At 69.1% G+C, this 18,019-nt stretch carries 17 protein-coding genes; 10 read left to right on the top strand and 7 right to left on the bottom strand.

The window, feature by feature from the left end; translation table 11 throughout:
• The 3 genes from ESP51_RS19005 to secA all read left to right on the top strand — a co-directional run.
• The coding region (locus ESP51_RS19005; RefSeq protein WP_277871100.1) for a ComF family protein at positions 1–447 on the top strand (447 nt) is incomplete at its 5' end.
• Positions 448–527: 80 nt separating this feature from the next.
• Positions 528–1,232 carry a ribosome hibernation-promoting factor, HPF/YfiA family gene (gene hpf / locus ESP51_RS19000; protein ID WP_129522456.1) on the top strand — a complete coding sequence of 235 codons (705 nt, stop codon included), beginning with the start codon at positions 528–530 and terminating at the stop codon, positions 1,230–1,232.
• 219 nt (positions 1,233–1,451) lie between these two features.
• The gene (gene secA / locus ESP51_RS18995; RefSeq protein ID WP_129522455.1) at positions 1,452–4,250 is read left to right on the top strand and encodes a preprotein translocase subunit SecA; all 2,799 of its coding nucleotides are present in this window, start codon (positions 1,452–1,454) and stop codon (positions 4,248–4,250) included.
• A gap of 81 nt (positions 4,251–4,331) precedes the next feature.
• Here secA and ESP51_RS18990 read toward each other — a convergent pair whose 3' ends face one another.
• On the bottom strand, positions 4,332–4,784 hold the full coding sequence (locus ESP51_RS18990; RefSeq protein ID WP_206737361.1) for an Rv3235 family protein: 453 nt from the start codon (positions 4,782–4,784) through the stop codon (positions 4,332–4,334).
• A gap of 171 nt (positions 4,785–4,955) precedes the next feature.
• Here ESP51_RS18990 and ESP51_RS18985 point away from each other — a divergent pair, with 171 nt between their 5' ends.
• Complete coding sequence (locus ESP51_RS18985; protein WP_129522454.1) at positions 4,956–5,564, top strand: hypothetical protein; 609 nt, start codon at positions 4,956–4,958, stop codon at positions 5,562–5,564.
• A gap of 26 nt (positions 5,565–5,590) precedes the next feature.
• Here ESP51_RS18985 and ESP51_RS18980 read toward each other — a convergent pair whose 3' ends face one another.
• Entirely contained in the window at positions 5,591–5,884 is a 294-nt protein-coding gene (locus ESP51_RS18980; RefSeq protein ID WP_129522453.1) for a helix-turn-helix domain-containing protein, read from the bottom strand.
• A gap of 121 nt (positions 5,885–6,005) precedes the next feature.
• Here ESP51_RS18980 and ESP51_RS18975 point away from each other — a divergent pair, with 121 nt between their 5' ends.
• The 3 genes from ESP51_RS18975 to ESP51_RS18965 are packed head-to-tail and all read left to right on the top strand — an operon-like array spanning position 6,006 to position 9,413.
• Positions 6,006–6,635 (top strand): SAF domain-containing protein, encoded by a 630-nt coding sequence (locus tag ESP51_RS18975; protein WP_164990601.1) that lies wholly within the window; start codon positions 6,006–6,008, stop codon positions 6,633–6,635.
• A gap of 1 nt (position 6,636) precedes the next feature.
• Entirely contained in the window at positions 6,637–7,884 is a 1,248-nt protein-coding gene (locus tag ESP51_RS18970; protein WP_129522451.1) for a CpaE/TadZ family protein, read from the top strand.
• A gap of 35 nt (positions 7,885–7,919) precedes the next feature.
• Positions 7,920–9,413 carry a sensor histidine kinase gene (locus tag ESP51_RS18965; protein WP_129522450.1) on the top strand — a complete coding sequence of 498 codons (1,494 nt, stop codon included), beginning with the start codon at positions 7,920–7,922 and terminating at the stop codon, positions 9,411–9,413.
• Positions 9,414–9,432: 19 nt separating this feature from the next.
• Here ESP51_RS18965 and ESP51_RS18960 read toward each other — a convergent pair whose 3' ends face one another.
• Positions 9,433–9,681 carry a WhiB family transcriptional regulator gene (locus ESP51_RS18960; RefSeq protein WP_056730333.1) on the bottom strand — a complete coding sequence of 83 codons (249 nt, stop codon included), beginning with the start codon at positions 9,679–9,681 and terminating at the stop codon, positions 9,433–9,435.
• Between the two features lie 202 nt (positions 9,682–9,883).
• On the opposite strand from ESP51_RS18960, the gene ESP51_RS18955 reads away from it, so the two are divergent.
• Positions 9,884–10,375, top strand: coding sequence for a hypothetical protein (locus tag ESP51_RS18955; RefSeq protein ID WP_241843264.1), 492 nt, complete (start codon positions 9,884–9,886; stop codon positions 10,373–10,375).
• Between the two features lie 3 nt (positions 10,376–10,378).
• Here the strand turns inward: ESP51_RS18955 and bcp are convergent, their stop codons facing one another.
• The 3 genes from bcp to aroA form a co-directional block, all read right to left on the bottom strand.
• Positions 10,379–10,855, bottom strand: coding sequence for a thioredoxin-dependent thiol peroxidase (gene bcp / locus ESP51_RS18950; RefSeq protein WP_129522449.1), 477 nt, complete (start codon positions 10,853–10,855; stop codon positions 10,379–10,381).
• A 67-nt stretch (positions 10,856–10,922) separates the two neighbouring features.
• Positions 10,923–11,969, bottom strand: a complete 1,047-nt coding sequence (rsgA, locus tag ESP51_RS18945; RefSeq protein WP_129522448.1) for a ribosome small subunit-dependent GTPase A — start codon at positions 11,967–11,969, stop codon at positions 10,923–10,925.
• Complete coding sequence (gene aroA / locus ESP51_RS18940) at positions 11,966–13,336, bottom strand: 3-phosphoshikimate 1-carboxyvinyltransferase (RefSeq protein WP_129522447.1); 1,371 nt, start codon at positions 13,334–13,336, stop codon at positions 11,966–11,968. Before aroA ends, rsgA begins: the two co-directional genes overlap by 4 nt.
• Positions 13,337–13,446: 110 nt before the next feature.
• On the opposite strand from aroA, the gene ESP51_RS18935 reads away from it, so the two are divergent.
• Entirely contained in the window at positions 13,447–14,079 is a 633-nt protein-coding gene (locus ESP51_RS18935; RefSeq protein WP_206737360.1) for a sigma-70 family RNA polymerase sigma factor, read from the top strand.
• The gene (locus ESP51_RS18930; RefSeq protein ID WP_129522445.1) at positions 14,076–14,333 is read left to right on the top strand and encodes a zf-HC2 domain-containing protein; all 258 of its coding nucleotides are present in this window, start codon (positions 14,076–14,078) and stop codon (positions 14,331–14,333) included. The genes ESP51_RS18935 and ESP51_RS18930 overlap by 4 nt, the downstream gene beginning before the upstream one ends.
• 87 nt (positions 14,334–14,420) lie before the next feature.
• Here the strand turns inward: ESP51_RS18930 and ESP51_RS18925 are convergent.
• On the bottom strand, positions 14,421–18,019 hold a 3,599-nt coding region (locus tag ESP51_RS18925; RefSeq protein WP_129522444.1), incomplete at its 5' end, for a multifunctional oxoglutarate decarboxylase/oxoglutarate dehydrogenase thiamine pyrophosphate-binding subunit/dihydrolipoyllysine-residue succinyltransferase subunit.

Below are 18,019 nucleotides of genomic sequence, written 5' to 3'. Positions count from 1 at the left end.
CTCGCGCTCGCGCTCCGCACCGCGATCGCCCGCGCGGTCGAAGCGGCCCCACCGGGGCGCGCGCTCGAGGTCTGCACGATCCCGTCGGCGCCGAGCGCCTACCGTGCGCGCGGGTACGCACCCGTCGAGGTGTTGCTCGCCCGGTGCGGCATCCGCTCGTCGAAGGTGCTCGCGCTCACCCGCGGCCGCGTCGACCAGGCGGGGCTCGGTGCCGAGGCGCGGCGAGCCAACTCCGCGGGGGGTCTCGTGGCCGTGCGGCGGCTCGTGGGTCGCCGCTTCCTGTTCGTCGACGACGTGCTCACGACGGGATCGACACTCGCCGAGGCGGCCCGTGCGATCATCGCGGCGGGCGGCTCCGCCGGGGCGTACGCGGTGCTCGCCGAGACCCCGCTGCGACATGGCGGGCATGCAGCGAAGTCACCGGAAACACTCCGTGACTTTGCCTGACATCGGGGCTACGGTGGCAGGACAGGCGTGGTCGATCCACCCTTCAGACCCGGGTGACACGCCGGTAGATGGAGGTCGTCATGGAACTGAACATCGTCGGACGAAACCTGGAAATCACTGATCGCTTCCGGGCATATGCCGCCGAGAAGTCCGAGAAAGTCACCCATCTCGCCGAACGAGCCATTTCGCTCAACGTGAAGCTCACGCGCCACAACGAGAAGAACGGCAACACCGGTCCTGACCGCATCGAGCTCACGCTCGTGGGCAAGGGTCCGGTCGTGCGAGCCGAGGCGGACGGCTCCGACAAGTACGCGGCGTTCGACGTCGCACTCGGAAGGTTGCTCGAGCGGGTCCGCAGATCGAAGGATCGCCGGAAGGTGCATCGCGGCCAGCGTCGCCCGACGTCGCTGCGCGAGGCGACCGACGTGGGCTTCGCCGGAGTCGGTGTCCAGGCTGCAGCGCCAGAGGTGCTCGAGCGGGTGCGCACCGGGAGCATTCCCGTGATCGCCGAGAACGAGACGCAGGCGATCGAAGAAGACGATGTGTATTCGCCCGTGGTCATCCGCAGGAAGGTGTTCGCCTCGACCCCGATGACCGTCGACGACGCGCTCTACTTCATGGAGCTCGTGGGTCATGACTTCTACCTGTTCGTCGACGCCGAAAGCGGGCGCCCGAGCGTGGTGTACCGCCGCAAGGGCTGGGACTACGGCCTCATCGGCCTCGACGACCGAAGCGATGACGAGACCGCGGAGTTACCTGCCGAACTGCAGCGCGCCAACGCCTGAGCGTTCGCTCCGCTCGAGCCCGTCGGAGGGCCGCCGACCCGGCGAACCACCGACGGGCTCACTCATGCCGACAGCCCGCTGCGTGCAAGCGCAGGCTCGGGCGACGCCCAGCCGACTGCCCGCTAGCATGGCTATGATGACCGTCTGAACGGCGGCATCGGGCGTGCCCGGGTGATCCACCCGACGAACCCGGCGCCCGACGACTACAGGAGAACATTCGTGGCTTCGATTCTGGAAAAGGTCCTCCGCGTCGGCGAGGGTCGCACACTCAAGCGGCTGGAGAACTACGCTGCAGCGATCAATGCGCTCGAAGACGACTTCCAGGCCCTCAGCGACGAGGAACTGAAGCATGAGACCGTCGAGCTGCGCGAACGCTATTCCAACGGCGAGTCGCTCGACGACCTGTTGCCCGAGGCCTTCGCCGCAGTGCGCGAGGCGAGCCGGCGCACCCTCGGCCTCCGGCACTTCGACGTGCAGCTCATGGGCGGCGCGGCGCTCCACCTCGGCAACATCGCCGAGATGAAGACCGGTGAGGGCAAGACCCTCGTCGCGACCACCGCCGCCTACCTGAACGCGCTCACGAGCCGCGGGGTGCACATCGTCACCGTCAACGACTTCCTCGCGAGCTACCAGTCCGAGCTCATGGGGCGCGTCTTCCGCGCCCTCGGCATGACGACCGGATGCATCGTGGCCGGCCAGACCCCCACCGTGCGCCGCGAGCAGTACGCCGCCGACATCACGTATGGCACGAACAACGAGTTCGGCTTCGACTACCTGCGCGACAACATGGCGTGGCAATCGTCCGACATGGTGCAGCGCGGACACTTCTTCGCGATCGTCGATGAGGTCGACTCGATCCTCATCGACGAGGCGCGCACGCCGCTCATCATCTCGGGGCCGGCATCCGGCGAGGCGAACCGCTGGTTCACGGAGTTCGCGAACCTCGCGAAGCGGCTCGTTTCCGGCGAGGACTACGAGGTCGACGAGAAGAAGCGCACCGTGGGTGTGCTCGAGTCCGGCATCGAGAAGGTCGAGGACTACCTCGGCATCGAGAACCTCTACGAGTCGGCGAACACCCCGCTCATCTCCTTCCTCAACAACTCGATCAAGGCGAAGGCGCTGTTCAAGCGCGACAAGGACTACGTCGTCATGAACGGCGAGGTGCTCATCGTCGATGAGCACACGGGCCGCATCCTCGTCGGCCGACGCTACAACGAGGGCATCCACCAGGCGATCGAGGCCAAGGAGGGCGTGCAGGTCAAGGCCGAGAACCAGACGCTCGCCACGGTCACGCTGCAGAACTACTTCCGCCTCTACTCGAAGCTCTCGGGCATGACCGGCACGGCCGAGACAGAGGCCGCCGAGTTCATGGCGACGTACAAGCTCGGCGTCGTGGCCATCCCCACGAACCGCCCGATGGTGCGCAAGGACCAGCCCGACCTCGTCTACAAGAACGAGGAGTCGAAGTTCGCGCAGGTCGTCGAGGACATCGTGGCCCGCCACCAGAAGGGCCAGCCCGTGCTCGTCGGAACGACGAGCGTCGAGAAGAGCGAGTACCTCTCGCGGCTGCTCGCGAAGAAGGGCGTGCGGCACGAGGTGCTGAACGCGAAGAACCACGCTCGCGAGGCGGCGATCGTCGCCCAGGCAGGTCGCCACGGCGCCGTGACGGTCGCCACCAACATGGCCGGTCGCGGTACCGACGTCATGCTCGGCGGCAACGCCGAGTTCCTCGCGGTGCAGCTCATGCACGAACGCGGACTGAGCCCGGTCGACACGCCGGAAGAGTACGAGGCCGCGTGGGACGCGGTCTTCGAGAAGGTCAAGGCCGACGTCGCCGTCGAGGCCGAGAAGGTGCTCGCAGCCGGCGGACTCTACGTGCTCGGCACCGAGCGCCACGAGTCGCGGCGCATCGACAACCAGTTGCGCGGCCGCTCCGGCCGACAGGGCGACCCGGGCGAGAGCCGCTTCTACCTCTCACTCACCGACGATCTCATGCGGCTCTTCAACGCCGGTGCGGCCGAGAGCCTGATGGCTCGAGGGGTTCCCGACGACGTCGCGATCGAGTCGAAGGTCGTCACGCGCGCCATCCGCTCGGCGCAGTCCCAGGTCGAGGCGCGCAACGCCGAGATCCGCAAGAACGTGCTGAAGTACGACGACGTGCTGAACCGCCAGCGCGAAGCGATCTACAGCGACCGCCGTCACATCCTCGAGGGCGACGACCTGCACGAGCGCACCCAGCGCTTCCTCGAAGACGTCATCGACGAGGTGCTCGACGTGCACACCGCCGAGGGCAACCCCGACGAGTGGGACTTCGATGCGCTCTGGACCGAGCTGAAGACCCTCTACCCGATCGGCATCACGATCGACGAGGTCGTGGCCGAGGCCGGTGAGAAGGGTCGCGTCAACCGGGACTTCGTTCGCCGCGAGATCCTCTCCGACGCGAAGCTCGCCTACCAGCGACGCGAGGAGCAGCTCGGCTCGCCCGCGATGCGCGAGCTCGAACGTCGTGTCGTGCTCTCGGTCATCGACCGGCGCTGGCGTGACCACCTCTACGAGATGGACTACCTGAAGGACGGCATCGGCCTGCGGGCGATGGCGCAGCGCGACCCGCTCGTCGAGTACCAGCGCGAGGGCTTCGCGATGTTCCAGCAGATGATGGGGTCGATCCGCGAGGAGACCGTCGGCTTCCTGTTCAACCTCGAGGTCGAGGTGGCACCCCAAGCGGGCGCCGGCGGTGCCAGGATCGAAGCCAAGGGCCTCGGCCGGCAAGGGGCACCAGACGACAAGCTCAGCTACTCCGCGCCGAGCGATGCGGGCGGCGTCGAGGTGCGCAACCAGCGCGGCCAGGTGCAGCAAGCGGCAACGCAGCGCGCGCGTCGCGCCGTGGCCGAGAGCCAGGCGCCAGAGGTCGAGCCGGCTCGCGGCGCGTTCGGCCAGCGCACGGGCGATGGCGGCGGCAGCGGACAAGCGCCGCAGAATCGTGCCGAGCGCCGCGCTCAGGAGCGCAAGGGGCGCTGACGCGCGGTACGGTGAGCTGCGTCGCCGAGCGACGCGGCTCGCGGGGCGTGAGCTGCGTCGCTGTGCGACTCAGGGCTCGGCTCAGAGCACGCTGATGACGCTTGCGCGCCAGCGCTGGTCGAAGCCCTCGAGGCGGATGGCCACCGCTCGGGACCTCGCGCGCTGGTGCACCATGACGACCGCTTCGACCACGCCGTCGGCGGGCTCGCACACGATGAGCCGGCCGAGTGAGAACGCGGGGCGCTGCGGCGCCTGACCCTTCACTCGGCGGGCGCGCGCGGCGAGCACGACGCGCTTCGAGAGGTTGCGATAGACGTCGTCGTTCACCCACCGCGCGAGCTGCTCGAGGTCGCGAGCGCCCGCGAGCGCCTCGATCACGCAATGCGTGAGATTCCGGAGCACCGGCTCGGGGTCGGGGAGCTCTTCGCGACGGGCCGGTTGGCGGCCGAAATACTCGTCTTCGTCGTCGAGGAATCTCGCGGCGGATCCTCGAACCACCACCGTTCGAGTGGCGGCGGCATGGCGTGCGATCATCGTTGCTCCAGCGGGGAGGGGGCATTCGGCAAAGGGAAAGAATCACCCCCGATCGGGGGGCGTTCGGAAATCCTTGACTGAACCGTATTGACGGCGCCGAGCACTGTCAAGGAAATTCGGCGCCTGTGGAAAACGAACCGGCGATCTTCGGTCGCGCGGTAGCGTCGCTGCATGCGCTGGGACCTGCTGTTCGACGATCTCGAGTCGCAGCTCGACCAGGAGCAACGCGACGAGGAACGCGCGCTCGCCATCGAAGAGGAGCGCTTGCGGCTCGGGCGGCTCACGCTGCGAGATCGGCTGTCGGCGATCGTGAGCGCCGACGGCGGCGACCGCTCAGACCACACGGCGAGCGTGCGTGTGGAACTGCAGGGCGGCCGCATCCTGGCACTGCGCCCGCTCGCATTCGGGCGCGACTGGATGAGTGCCGAACTCAAGGAGCCAGGGCGCGGCGGGGCACAGTGCATCGTTCCCCTCGGTGCGATCGCCGCGCTGCTGCCCACACGCGCGCAACTCGACCCGAGCCTCGAGCCGCTGCCCGAGTCGGCTGCGAGGCTCGCCGAACGCATCGGGCTCCCGTTCGTGCTGCGTGACCTGTGCCGGCGGCGCACGCACGTGCAGCTCACTACCGTCGACGGCGAATCGCACGGCACCATCGACCGCGTCGCGCGAGACCACATCGACCTCGCCCTTCACGACGCGGGCTCGCCCCGGAGGGAGCGCGAGGTGCAGGGCTACCGTGTCGTGCCGCTTGCGCGAGTGCTGCTCGTCGCCTTCCGCTGAGCGGGAACGTGCGTGCTCAGTCGTGCTCAGTCGACGGGGCGCACACGACCGGAGCGAGCGCCCGACAACTCGACGACGTTCGCGAACTCACCCTGGTTCCACAGCGAGTACCGACGCGTCTCCTCGTATTGCCCCTCGATCCACAGCTCGAGCTGCACGCGCTCGATGCGCCACGGACCCGAGGTGCCCACGCGGATCGCGGGCAATTCGCCCGAGCGGATCAGCTCGTCGACCGTCGCGACGTCGACCGCGAGGATCTCGGCCGCGTCGGCGATGGTGAGGAACCGGCCGATCTCGTCGCCCGAACCTGGAGAGGTCATGTCTCGATTATCGACCTGTCGCCGCAGGTGCGGAGCGAATGTGGATAACTTCTGGGCGTCCTCCCTGCTTCGGGTGACGATGGGTGCGGCGCGAGCGCGCCACGGTGAAGGGAGCAGGCCGATGGCACGTCGACAGGAACGCGGTGAACGGGGGTCCCTCCGCCTCGATCCGCGTCTCATCATCGGCATGGTGCTCATCGCCGGCTCCACGCTCGGCGTGTGGGCGCTCATCTCGGGGCTCGACGACGCGGCTGAGGTCTACGTCGCACGCGAGACCCTCACTCCTGGCACCCGGATCGACGCCGGCGACCTCGCCTCCGAATCGGTGCGACTCGGGGCGAGTGCCTCGCAGTACCTCGCGCCCGGCGACGTGCCCGAGGGCGGTCTCGTCGTGACCCGCACGGTGCAGGCAGGTGAGCTCGTGCCGGGCTCCGCCGTCGACCAGGCGGATCGCACCGGCCTGGCGACGATCGTCGTACCGAGCCGCGGGCCATTGCCCACCGAGCTGGCAGCAGGCTCGAGCGTCGACGTGTGGACGGCGCGGCAGCTCGAGCGCGGCGCCTTCGAGCCACCGGCGGTGCTCGTGTCGGGCGCCGAGATCGCGGGGCTCGTCGAGAGCGACGGCATGGTGGCAGATGAGGGCGTCTCGGTCGAGCTGCTCATTCCTCGTGAGAAGGTGGCGGCCCTCCTCCAGGCACTCGCCGCCGGCGACGCGATCGACCTCGTTCCGGCGCGCTCGAACGGGCGCTGAGATGGCACGGCTCGCCCTCGCGCTCGATGCGGCCACTGAAGACCGCCTGCTGGCCGACCTCGTCGAGCACGGCCACACCGTCGTCGCGCGCCTCGTGGGCTGGCGAGACCTCCTCGAGAGCCTCGACGTGCTCGCGCCCGAGGTCGTCATCGTCGGCGCCGGCCGCGGCACCCTGAGCGCCGAGCTGCTCGACGCATGCGACGAACGCGGCATCCGCCTCGTAGGGCTCGCATCCGGCGACGCCGAACGGGCGCACGCGGCGCAGCTCGGCTTGCACGAGGTGCTCGACCGCTCCGTTGCCTGGCCCGAGGTCGAGGTGCTCGTGAGCGGGGGAGTGCCGGTGCCGTCGCGGATCGGCGAGACGAGTGCGCGCCCCTCGCGGCCGGCATCCGTCATCGCCGTCTGGGGACCCGCCGGCGCGCCCGGCCGAACGACCGTCGCCGTGAACCTCGCCGCGGAGATCGCGGCGGCGGGGCACACCGTCGCCCTCGTCGACGCCGATCCCTACGGCGGTGCGGTCGCGCCCTCGCTCGGATTGCTCGACGAGGCGCCGGGGTTCGCGTCCGCCTGCCGGCTCGCAGGGGCCGATGCGCTCGATCGCACCGAGCTCGAACGAATCGTGCAGCGGTACACGGCGCCGCGAGCGTCGTTCAACGTCTTCACCGGTCTCGTCGGGCCGAGCAGGTGGCCCGAACTCTCGCGTGAACGGGTGACGGCAGCGCTCGGCGCCATTCGAGCGTGGGTCGAGTACGTCGTCGTCGACACGGGATTCAGCCTCGAGCACGACGAGGAGCTCACGAGCGACCAGTTCGCGCCGAGGCGCAACGCGGCCACCTTCGCCACCCTCGCCGCCGCAGATCGAGTCGTCGCGGTGGGGCTCGCCGACCCCGTCGGACTGTCGCGGCTGTTGCGGGGCCACGGCGAGCTCATCGACCTCGTCGAACCCGAGCGGGTCGACGTCATCGTCAACCGGGTGCGCACGAGTGCGCTCGGTATCGACGCGCACAGCCAGGTGCGGCAGACGCTCCGCCGATTCGCCGGCCTCGGCGACGCGACGCTGCTCCCGCACGACGGCAAGGGTGCGGATGCAGCGATCCTCACCGCGCGCACCCTCCGTGATGCTGCTCCGCGCTCGCCGCTGCGCGCAGCGATCCGCGACTACGCGTTCGACGCGCTGCTCCCCGTCCCCGAGCCGGCACCGCGCCGGGGGTTCGCCTTCCCACCCGTCAGGCGGCCCGCCGCGGGCTGAGCAGGCGGTCGCCCGAGCACGACTACGCTGGATCTGTGTCGACCCTCAGTGACCTCGTTCTCGCCCAGGGCCGCAGCAGTCAGGCCGATGTCGATTGGCTGCACATGCTCGTCGGCGACCTGCAGCTGCTCGCCGACCTCGCCTTCGCCGACATCGTGCTGTGGGTGCCGTCCGGACCCGACGGGTTCGTGGCCGTCGCGCATGCGCGACCCTCGAGTGCGGCGACGTTGTTCTACCGTGACTTCGTCGGGCAGGAGATCAAGCCGCAGTGGCACGACCTCGCCACCCAGGCGTTCGGGAGCGCCAGGATCGTCGACTCGTCGGCGCCCGACTGGTACGAGGAGATGCCGACTCGAGTGCGGGCCGTGCCCGTCATGCGGCGGCTCACCTCGACCGGAACGAAGCTCGCCGATGAGCCGGTCGCCGTGATCACCCGGCACACGAACCTCGGGGCGACGCGCACGCCGAGCCGTCAGGAGCTCACGTTCAACGAGTGCGCCGAGGAGCTCTTCCAGATGATCGCGTCGGGCGACTTCCCCGACCTCGGCGCCCCGACCGGCCCGCGACGCGGTGCGCCGCGAGCGTCCGACGGGCTCATCCGCCTCGATGTCGACGGCACCACGACCTTCGCGAGCCCGAACGCACTGTCTGCGTTCAACCGCATGGGCTTCGACGACGAGCTCGAGGGCGAGTCGCTCGCCGAGGTCAGCACGAAGATCCTGAGCGGCAAGCTCGTCATCGACGAGTCGCTGCCGCTCGTCGTCACGGGCCGTGCACCCTGGCGCACCGATGTGGAGTCCCGCGGCGTCACCGTCTCGTTGCGGGCGATCCCCATCCGGCACAGGGGTGAGCGCATCGGCGCCATCGTCCTGAGCCGCGACGTCACCGAGCTGCGTCACCAGGAGCAGGAGCTCATCACGAAGGACGCGACGATCCGGGAGATCCACCACCGCGTCAAGAACAACCTGCAGACGGTCGCCTCGCTTCTGCGCATCCAGGCACGCCGCACCCACTCGGATGAGGCTCGCGAAGCCCTCACCCAGGCGATGCGGCGAGTCGGAGCGATCGCAGTGGTGCACGACACCCTCTCCGAGGGGCTCACCCAGAACGTCGACTTCGACGCGGTCTTCGACCGGGCGCTCCTCCTCGTCGCCGAGGTCGCCTCGGCGCACAACACGACAGCCCACCCGAAGCGTTCAGGCTCGTTCGGCGTCCTGCCGAGCGAGTACGCCACTCCGCTCGCGCTCGCGCTCACGGAGCTCGTCACCAACGCGGTCGAGCACGGCCTGGCCGGGCAGGAGGGCGATGTCGAGATCACCGCCGACCGTTCGCCGACGACGCTCACCGTGCAGGTGCGCGACACCGGCTCGGGCCTGCCCGAGGGCAAGGTCGGCGAGGGGCTCGGCACTCAGATCGTGCGCACGCTCATCCAGGGCGAGCTCGGCGGCACGATCGACTGGCACACGGTCGTCGGACGCGGCACCGAGGTGACGATCGACGTGCCGCTGCGGTGGATCACGCCGGCGTAGCCGATGCCGCGATCGGGCCTCAGGAGGCCCTGCGGGCGCGAGCGGCGCGGCGCTTGAGCGCGCGACGCTCGTCTTCGCTCAGGCCACCCCACACGCCGGAGTCCTGACCGGTCTCGAGTGCGTATTGCAGGCAGATCTCCGTGACCGTGCACCGCGCGCAGACAGCCTTCGCCTTCTCGATCTGGTCGACTGCGGGACCAGTGTTGCCGACCGGAAAGAAGAGTTCCGGGTCGGCCGTCAGGCAGGCGGCTTTGTCGCGCCAATCCATGGAGATGCTCCTTGCGTACTTCGATTGCAGACTGCGCATGCGTGCGCTGCCGGGGCTCCGGCTGTTCTGCAGGGGGGAAAGGCCGAATCACGGGAAGTAGGATCAGGACTGATCAGCTCACGTCCCTGTGAGCATCAACTCGGCCTCATAAATGGTCGCATAGCGGAGAGATCGAATCAATAGCCGTGTATGGGATAACGCTGTGAATCAACGTGCTGACGGGCATCATGACGACGGGCAGGACGCCGCCGCCGCGGCATCCGGAGCAGCACCTGAACGCGGGGCACGTGCCGACGGCGGTGTGCGCGCGGCCCTGGTCGTCGTGAGCACGCTGCTGCTGCTCGAGGCGGCGGCACTCGTGGCCGTCGTCGTGTGGCTGCTCGTCGATCTCGTCGTCGCGGAGCCGTCATCGTACGCGACGGCGATCGCGCTGCTCGTGATCGTCGTGATCGGTGCGATCTGGGTCGGTGCGGTCGCCGTCGCCTCACTCCGGCGCGCACCGTGGTCGCGCGCATCCGCCATCGTCTGGCAGATCCTGCAGCTCTCGATCGCCGTGGGCGCGTTCCAGGGCCTCTTCGCACGACCTGACATCGGATGGCCGCTGCTCGTGCCCGCCATCACCGTCATCGGGTTGCTGTTGTGGACGCCCGTACGCCTCGCGTACACGCGCCCCGAGGAACTGCCCGCTTCGTGAGGCTCAGGCGTCGAGGCCGAGCTCGCGGCGCAACCGCGCGACGTGCCCCGTGGCCTTGACGTTGTAGAGGGCTCGCTCGATGCGGCCGTCTTCGCCGATGACGAAGGTCGAGCGGATGGACCCGATCACGATCTTGCCGTAGAGCGCCTTCTGGCCCCAGACGCCGTACCTCTGCTGCACGGCGAGCTCCTTGTCGGAGAGCACCGTGAAGTTCAGCCGGTCGCGCTCGGCGAAGCGCTTGAGCTTCGGGACGTCGTCTTTCGAGACGCCGAGCACCCGGATTCCGGCACTCGAGAACGAGTTCAGACTGTCGCGGAAGTCGCACGCCTCGGTGGTGCAGCCGGGGGTCATCGCCTCGGGATAGAAGTAGAGCACCACCTTCGAGCCGCGCAGCGACGAGAGCGTCACCGGCCGGCCGTCCTGGTCGTCGAGCGTGAAATCGGGCGCGAGGTCCCCGGTGGTCAGTCGAGCATCGGTCATCCGTCCATGCTAGGCACGGCCGCCTGACAGTCGGCTCCGGATGACACTGCCGGTCGTTCTCGGCGGCTCAGGCCGCGGCGAACGTGCCGAGCAGGCGCTGCAGCGAGTCGAGGCGGGCCCGCCCGGTCTCGCCGAGCTCACCGGCTTCGACGGCCTCGTTCATGGCGCAGTCGGGGGCGTCAGGGAGATGCGTGCAGCCTCGCGGGCATTGCTCGGCGATGCGAGCGAGGTCGGTGAAGGCGCCGAGGATGTTCTCGGGATTCACGTGGCCGAGCCCGAACGATCGCACGCCGGGGGTGTCGATCACCCAGCCCGACCCGTGGTCGGTGACGACACGGAACGAGATCGTCGACGACGAGGTGTGCCGGCCTCGGCCGGTCACCTCGTTGACCCGGCCGATGGCGCGTTCGGCGCTCGGCACGAGGGCGTTCACGAGGGTCGACTTGCCCACGCCCGAGTGGCCCACGAAGACCGTGCGATGGCCGATGAGCGCTTCGGTGATCTCGTCGAGCGGCATTCGCTCGGTGCTGCTGAGGAACACCGGCAGATCGAGGCCGGCGAAGTTCTCGAGGAAGACGGCGGGGTCGGCGAGGTCGGTCTTCGTGATGCAGAGGAGGGGCTGGATGCCGGCGTCGAACGCGGCGACGAGGTAGCGGTCGACGAGCCTGATGCGCGGCTCGGGATTCGCGGCGGCCACGACGATGAGCATCTGGTCGGCGTTCGCGACGATGACGCGCTCTACCTCGTCGGTGTCGTCGGCGCTGCGGCGGAGGAGCGTCGATCGCTCGCCGATGCGCACGATCCGGGCGAGGGTGCCGGCTTCGCCCGTGGTGTCGCCGACGAGATCAACATGGTCGCCCGTGACCACCGACTTGCGACGCAGTTCGCTCGCCCGGGCGGCCGTGATCTCGCGCTCGTCGGGCTCATCCTCGTTCAGCAGCACCGCGTACCGACCGCGATCGACACCGAGCACCGATCCCGTGATCGCGTCGGCATGCTCGGGACGGATCTTGCTGCGCGGCCGGCTCCCGCGCCGGCTCGGTCGCACCCGGATGTCGGACTCGTCGTACTCGGGCTCGTCCTCCTCGTCGTCGTCGGAGCTCCACCAGCTCATTTGAGCATCCGCTCCCAGAGCTCCGTGAACTGGGGGAGGGTCTTGCCCGTGGAGGCGATGTCGTCGACGACGACACCCGGCACCGCGAGGCCGATGATCGCCCCGCTCGTGGCCATGCGGTGATCGGCGTACGCCCGCCACGGCCCTGCATGGAGCGGTGCCGGCTCGATGCGCAACCCGTCGTCGAGCTCGGTGACCCGGCCGCCGAGGCCGTTCAGCTCGGCTGCGAGCGCGGCGAGGCGGTCGGTCTCGTGATGGCGGATGTGGCCGATGCCGGTGATCGTGCTCGGCTCGTCGGCGAGTGCCGCGAGGGCGGCGAGGTTCGGTGCGAGCTCCCCGGCCTCACTGAGATCGAGCTCGACCCCACGGATGCCGCGGCCGCCGTCTGCCGTGCGCTCGGGCGCGTGCACCGTGACCCGGCCGGGCTCCCGCTCGACACGTGCGCCGAATCGAGGCAGGAGGTCGACGAGTTGCGCGCCGACCTGGGTGGTCTCGGACGGCCAGCCCGTGATCGTGACGGAACCACCGGCGACGAGCGCAGCGACGAGGAACGGCGCGGCGTTCGAGAGATCGGGTTCGATGTCGACGTCGACGGCCGCGATCGGGCCGGGCGCGACGACCCAGCGACCGGTCTCGGGGCTCGACACCTCGACGCCGCGGACGCGCAGCGTCTCGATGGTCATCTCGATGTGCGGCAGGCTCGGCAGGCGCTCGCCCGTGTGCCGCAGGTCGAGTCCCTGCTCGAACCTAGCCCCCGAGAGCAGCAGGCCCGACACGAACTGGCTCGACGCCGAGGCGTCGATCTCGAGCGCGCCGCCCTCGATGCGGCCGGTGCCGTGCACGGTGAACGGCAGGGTGCCTCGACGGTCATCGTCGAGATCGACGCCGAGCGCGCGAAGGGCCTGGATCGAGGCGTCCATCGGACGCCGCCTCGCGCCCTCGTCGCCGTCGAAGGTCGTCGGCCCGAGCGCGAGTGCCGCCACGGGGGGCATGAACCGCATGACGGTGCCGGCGAGCCCGCAGTCGATCGTCGTCGAGCCGAGGAGCTCTTCGGCGGGGATGACCCGGAGGTCGTCGCCGAACCCGCCGGCTCCGGGCTGACGCTCGAACCCGGTGCCGAGCGACCGCAGCGCCTCGATCATGAGTTCGCTGTCGCGGGACCAGAGCGGGGCACGCAGCACCGACGGCCCGTCGGCGAGCGCGGCGAGCACGAGCTCGCGATTCGTGAGCGACTTCGACCCGGGAAGGTCGAGCACGGCGGAGACCGGGCGCACGGCGACCGGCGCCCGCCACCCGTCATCCGTCTCGGTCTGCCTCGCTTCGCCGTACGGATCGAACTCGGGTGCGGAATACCTCGAAATCTGCATCGGTTATCAACAGTAGCGTCAGCTGACGCGGGAAGGAGATGGTGCGCGTGTCGCCTGCTGTACTCGAACGCCCGACGATCGCCCTGTTCGACGATCTAGGATTGCCGGTGATGACTGCCGACGAGACCGATCCCACACCGACTGACGAGACCCGGCCGCTCGGCGAGCTCTTCGAAGAGCAGGCACTGCCGTTCATCGATCAGCTCTACGCCGCGGCGCTGCGCATGACGAAGAACCCCGCCGACGCGCAGGACCTCGTGCAGGAGACCTTCGTGAAGGCGTTCGCCGCGTTCGCGCAGTTCCGGCAGGGCACGAACCTGAAGGCGTGGCTGTACCGCATCCTCACCAACACCTTCATCAACAGCTACCGCAAGAAGCAGCGCGAGCCCTACCAGGGCACGATCGACGAGCTCGAGGACTGGCAGCTCGGAGGCGCCGAGTCGACGACGGCGCGGGCCAGCCGTTCGGCCGAGGCCGAGGCGATCGACCACCTGCCCGACAGCGCCGTGAAAGACGCCCTCCAGGCGCTTCCCGAGGACTTCCGGCTCGCCGTGTACTTCGCCGACGTCGAGGGCTTCTCCTACCAGGAGATCGCCGACATGATGAACACACCCATCGGGACCGTGATGAGCCGCCTGCACCGTGGCCGCCGGCTGCTTCGCGAGTCCCTCGCCGACTACGCCCGCGAACAGGGATTCGCGGCCGACCAGCCGGCGCCTCAACCCACCAGGAGCAAACGATGACCGACTGCGGTTGCGAGAAGGCGAGAGCCGAACTCGAGGAGTACCTGCACCACGAACTGCGCCGCGAGGATGCCGCCGACATTCGTGAGCACGTGGAGAACTGCCTCGATTGCCGGGCAGAGCTTCGCGTCGGCGTCGCGATCACCGAAGTGGTGCAGCGGGCGTGCCGCGAGAGCGCGCCTGAAGAGCTGCGCACCATCGTGCTGACCCGCATCCGCGACATCCAGTCGGGTCACGGCGTCCTCGTCGACTGACGAACCGCGTTCACGCAGGCCTCGACGAACGACGAAGGCGAGCGGATGCCGCGTGGCATCCGCTCGCCTTCGTTCGTCGTCTCGGGACTACAGGGTCGTTGCGCGGCGCACGAGCTCGGCCTGCTCGATCGCGTGGCGCTTGGCGGATCCCGTGGCGGGTGACGCGGCGGCGGTGCGGGCGACCACCGAGACCGGACGCGCGCCGAGCTTGTTCGTCTCGATCACGAAGTACGGCCACGCGCCCTGGTTCTCGGGCTCGTCTTGCGCCCACATGAGCTCGGCGTTCGGGTAGGCGTTGGCGACGGCCTTCAGCTCGGCCGCGGGAAGCGGGTAGAGCTGCTCGAGGCGTACGACGGCGATCTCGGGGTTCGGCTTCTTCTCGAGCTCGGCCACGATGTCGTAGTAGATCTTGCCCGAGAGGAACACGACGCGCTTGACGGCGGCCTTGTCGGTGATGCGGGCGTCGTCGATCACGGGCTCGAACCGGCCGCTCGTGAAGTCGGCGACCTCGCTCGTGGCACCGCGGAGGCGGAGCATGGCCTTCGGCGTGAAGACCACGAGCGGACGCCGCGGACGCTGGTAGGCCTGGCGGCGCAACAGGTGGAAGTACGACGCGGGCGTCGAGGGCCGCGCGACGGTCATGTTGTTCTCGGCGCAGAGCTGGAGGTACCGCTCGATGCGGGCGCTCGAATGGTCGGGACCCTGGCCCTCGTAGCCGTGGGGGAGCAGGAGCACGACGCTCGAGCGCTGGCCCCACTTCTGCTCGGCCGAGGAGATGAACTCGTCGATGATGGTCTGCGCGCCGTTGGCGAAGTCGCCGAACTGCGCCTCCCAGAGCACGAGCGCATCGGCGCGTTCGACCGAGTAGCCGTATTCGAAGCCCATCGCGGCGTACTCGCTGAGCAGCGAGTCGTAGATCCAGAACTTGGCCTGGTTGTCGGAGAGATTCTGCAGCGGCAGCCATTCCTGCCCGTTCACGCGGTCGTGGAGCACCGCGTGACGCTGCACGAACGTGCCGCGCCGCGCGTCTTGGCCGGCGAAGCGCACCGGCGTGCCTTCGAGCAGGAGCGAGCCGAGTGCAAGGAGCTCGCCGAAGCTCCAGTCGATGTTGCCGTTGCGGCTCATGTCCAGTCGCTTCGTGAGCAGCTGCTGGATCTTCGGGTGCACCGTGAAGCCCGCGGGCTTGTTGTTGAACGCGTCGCCGACGGCGTACACGACATCGGTGGAGACGCCCGTGGTCTCGAGCTCGCCCGTGGGCGGGGCCTCGGGCTCGTGGCGGGAGTCGGTCGCGCCGACGATCGGGATGGAACCCGTCTGGGCGGCGTGCGTCTCGGCGAAGGCACGTTCGAGGCGGTCCTGGAAGTCGCGGTGCGCCTCCTCGTACTCCTCCTCGGTGATGTCGCCGCGGCCGACGAGCGCCTCGGTGTAGAGCTTTCGCACCGAGCGCTTCGCCTCGATCAGGTTGTACATGAGCGGCTGCGTCATCGAGGGGTCGTCGCCCTCGTTGTGGCCGCGACGGCGGAAGCAGACGAGGTCGACGACGACGTCGCGCTTGAACTCCTGGCGGTAGCGGAACGCGAGCTCGGCGACGCGGACGACGGACTCGGGATCGTCGCCGTTCACGTGGAAGATCGGCGCCTGGATGGTCTTCGCGACGTCGGTCGAGTAGATCGACGAGCGAGCGTCGCCCGGCACGGTGGTGAAGCCCACCTGGTTGTTCACGACGACGTGGATCGTGCCGCCGGTGCGATAGCCCCGCAGCTGCGACATCTGCATCGTCTCGAACACCACGCCCTGCGCGGCCATCGCGGCGTCGCCGTGGATGAGGATCGGCAGGGTGGAGAAGGTGCCGATGGGCTTTCTGTCTTGCTTCGCGCGCACGATTCCCTCGAGCACACCGTCGACGGCTTCGAGGTGCGAGGGGTTCGCGGCGAGTGAGACCGGAATCTGGTGGCCGTCGTCGGCCGTGAAGGTGCCCGACGTGCCGAGGTGGTACTTCACGTCACCCGAGCCCGAGAACGACTTCTGCTCCTGCGTGCCTTCGAACTCGCGGAACACCTGGCCGTAGGTCTTGCCGGCGATGTTCGTGAGCACGTTCAGGCGACCGCGGTGGGCCATGCCGATGGCGACCTCGTCGAGGCCCTCCTTTGCAGCGCCCTGCAGGATCTCGTCGAGGAGCGGGATGACGGACTCGCCGCCCTCGAGGCTGAACCGCTTCTGGCCGACGTACTTCGTCTGCAGGAAGGTCTCGAACGCCTCTGCCTCGTTGAGCTTGCCCAGGATGCGCATCTGCTCATCGTGGGTGGGCTTCTCGTAGCTGCGCTCGACCTCGCCCTGGATCCACTTGCGCTGCACCGGGTCTTGGATGTGCATGTACTCGATGCCGATCGTGCGGCAGTAGGAGTCGCGGAGCACGCCGAGGATGTCGCGCAGGAGCGCCGTGCGCTTCTCGCCGAATCCGCCCGTGACGAATTCGCGGTCGAGGTCCCAGAAGGTGAGCCCGTGGCTCGCGATGTCGAGGTCGGGGTGAGAGCGCTGCACGTACTCGAGCGGGTCGGTGTCGGCCATGAGGTGGCCGCGCACGCGGAAGGAGTTGATGAGCTCCTGCACGCGAGCCGTCTTGTCGATCGCGCTCGCGATGTCGACCGAGATGTCGGGCGCCCAGCGGATCGGCTCGTAGGGGAGGCGGAGCGCGGCGAAGATGTTCTCGTAGAAGCCGCGCTGCCCGATGAGGAGCTCGTGCACCTTCTTCAGGAATTCGCCCGAGCCCGCGCCCTGGATGACGCGGTGGTCGTACGTGGACGTGAGGGTGATCGTCTTGCCGATCGCGAGGTTCGCGAGGGTCTTCTCGGACGAGCCCTGGAACTCGGCCGGGTACTCGAGCGCGCCGGCCCCGATGATGCAGCCCTGGCCCTTCATGAGGCGCGGCACCGAGTGCACGGTGCCGATGCCGCCGGGGTTCGTGAGCGAGATCGTGCCGCCCGAGAAGTCGTCGGCCTTCAGCTTGTTCTGGCGTGCGCGCTGCACGAGGTCTTCGTAGGCGGCGAGGTACTCGTTGAACGACATCGTCTCGGCGCGCTTGACGGCGGGCACGAGCAGGGCCCTGCTGCCGTCGGGCTTCGGGAGGTCGATCGCGATGCCGAGGCCGATGTGGGCGGGCTTGACGACGCTCGGCTTCCCGTCGGGCTCGGCGTAGTAGACGTTCTGGGTCGGGAATTCCTTCAGCGCCTGGATGATCGCCCAGCCGATGAGGTGGGTGAACGAGACCTTGCCGCCGCGCGAGCGACGGAGGTGGTTGTTGATCACGATGCGGTTGTCGATCATGAGCTTCGCCGGGATGGTGCGCACGCTCGTGGCGGTGGGCACCGAGAGGCTCTGGTCCATGTTCGCCGCGAGGGTCTTCGGCAGGCCCTTCAGGGGGACGATCTCGTCTTCGCGCTCCGACTCGACGACGGGCTGCGGGCTCGTGATGGGCACGTCTGCCGGCACCGGCTGCGTGCGGGGGGCGACCGACGTGGTGCGCGCCTCGGGGGTTTGCGTGATGACGGGTATGGCGGCGGTGATCGGTGCGGGCTCGGCCGGCGCAGGAGCCCCTGCAGCGGGTGCAGGCTCTGCGGGTGCCGGAGCGGCCGGCGCGGCGGGCGTCTGTGGTGGTGCAGCCGGCGCGGGTGCCGGCGCGGCGGCTG

It is taken from the genome of Agromyces albus (assembly GCF_004134825.1).
Taxonomy (GTDB): Bacteria; Actinomycetota; Actinomycetes; order Actinomycetales; family Microbacteriaceae; genus Agromyces; species Agromyces albus.
The sequence above is the reverse complement of the archived record's forward strand: the minus strand, read 5'-3'. Positions and strand labels throughout refer to the sequence as shown.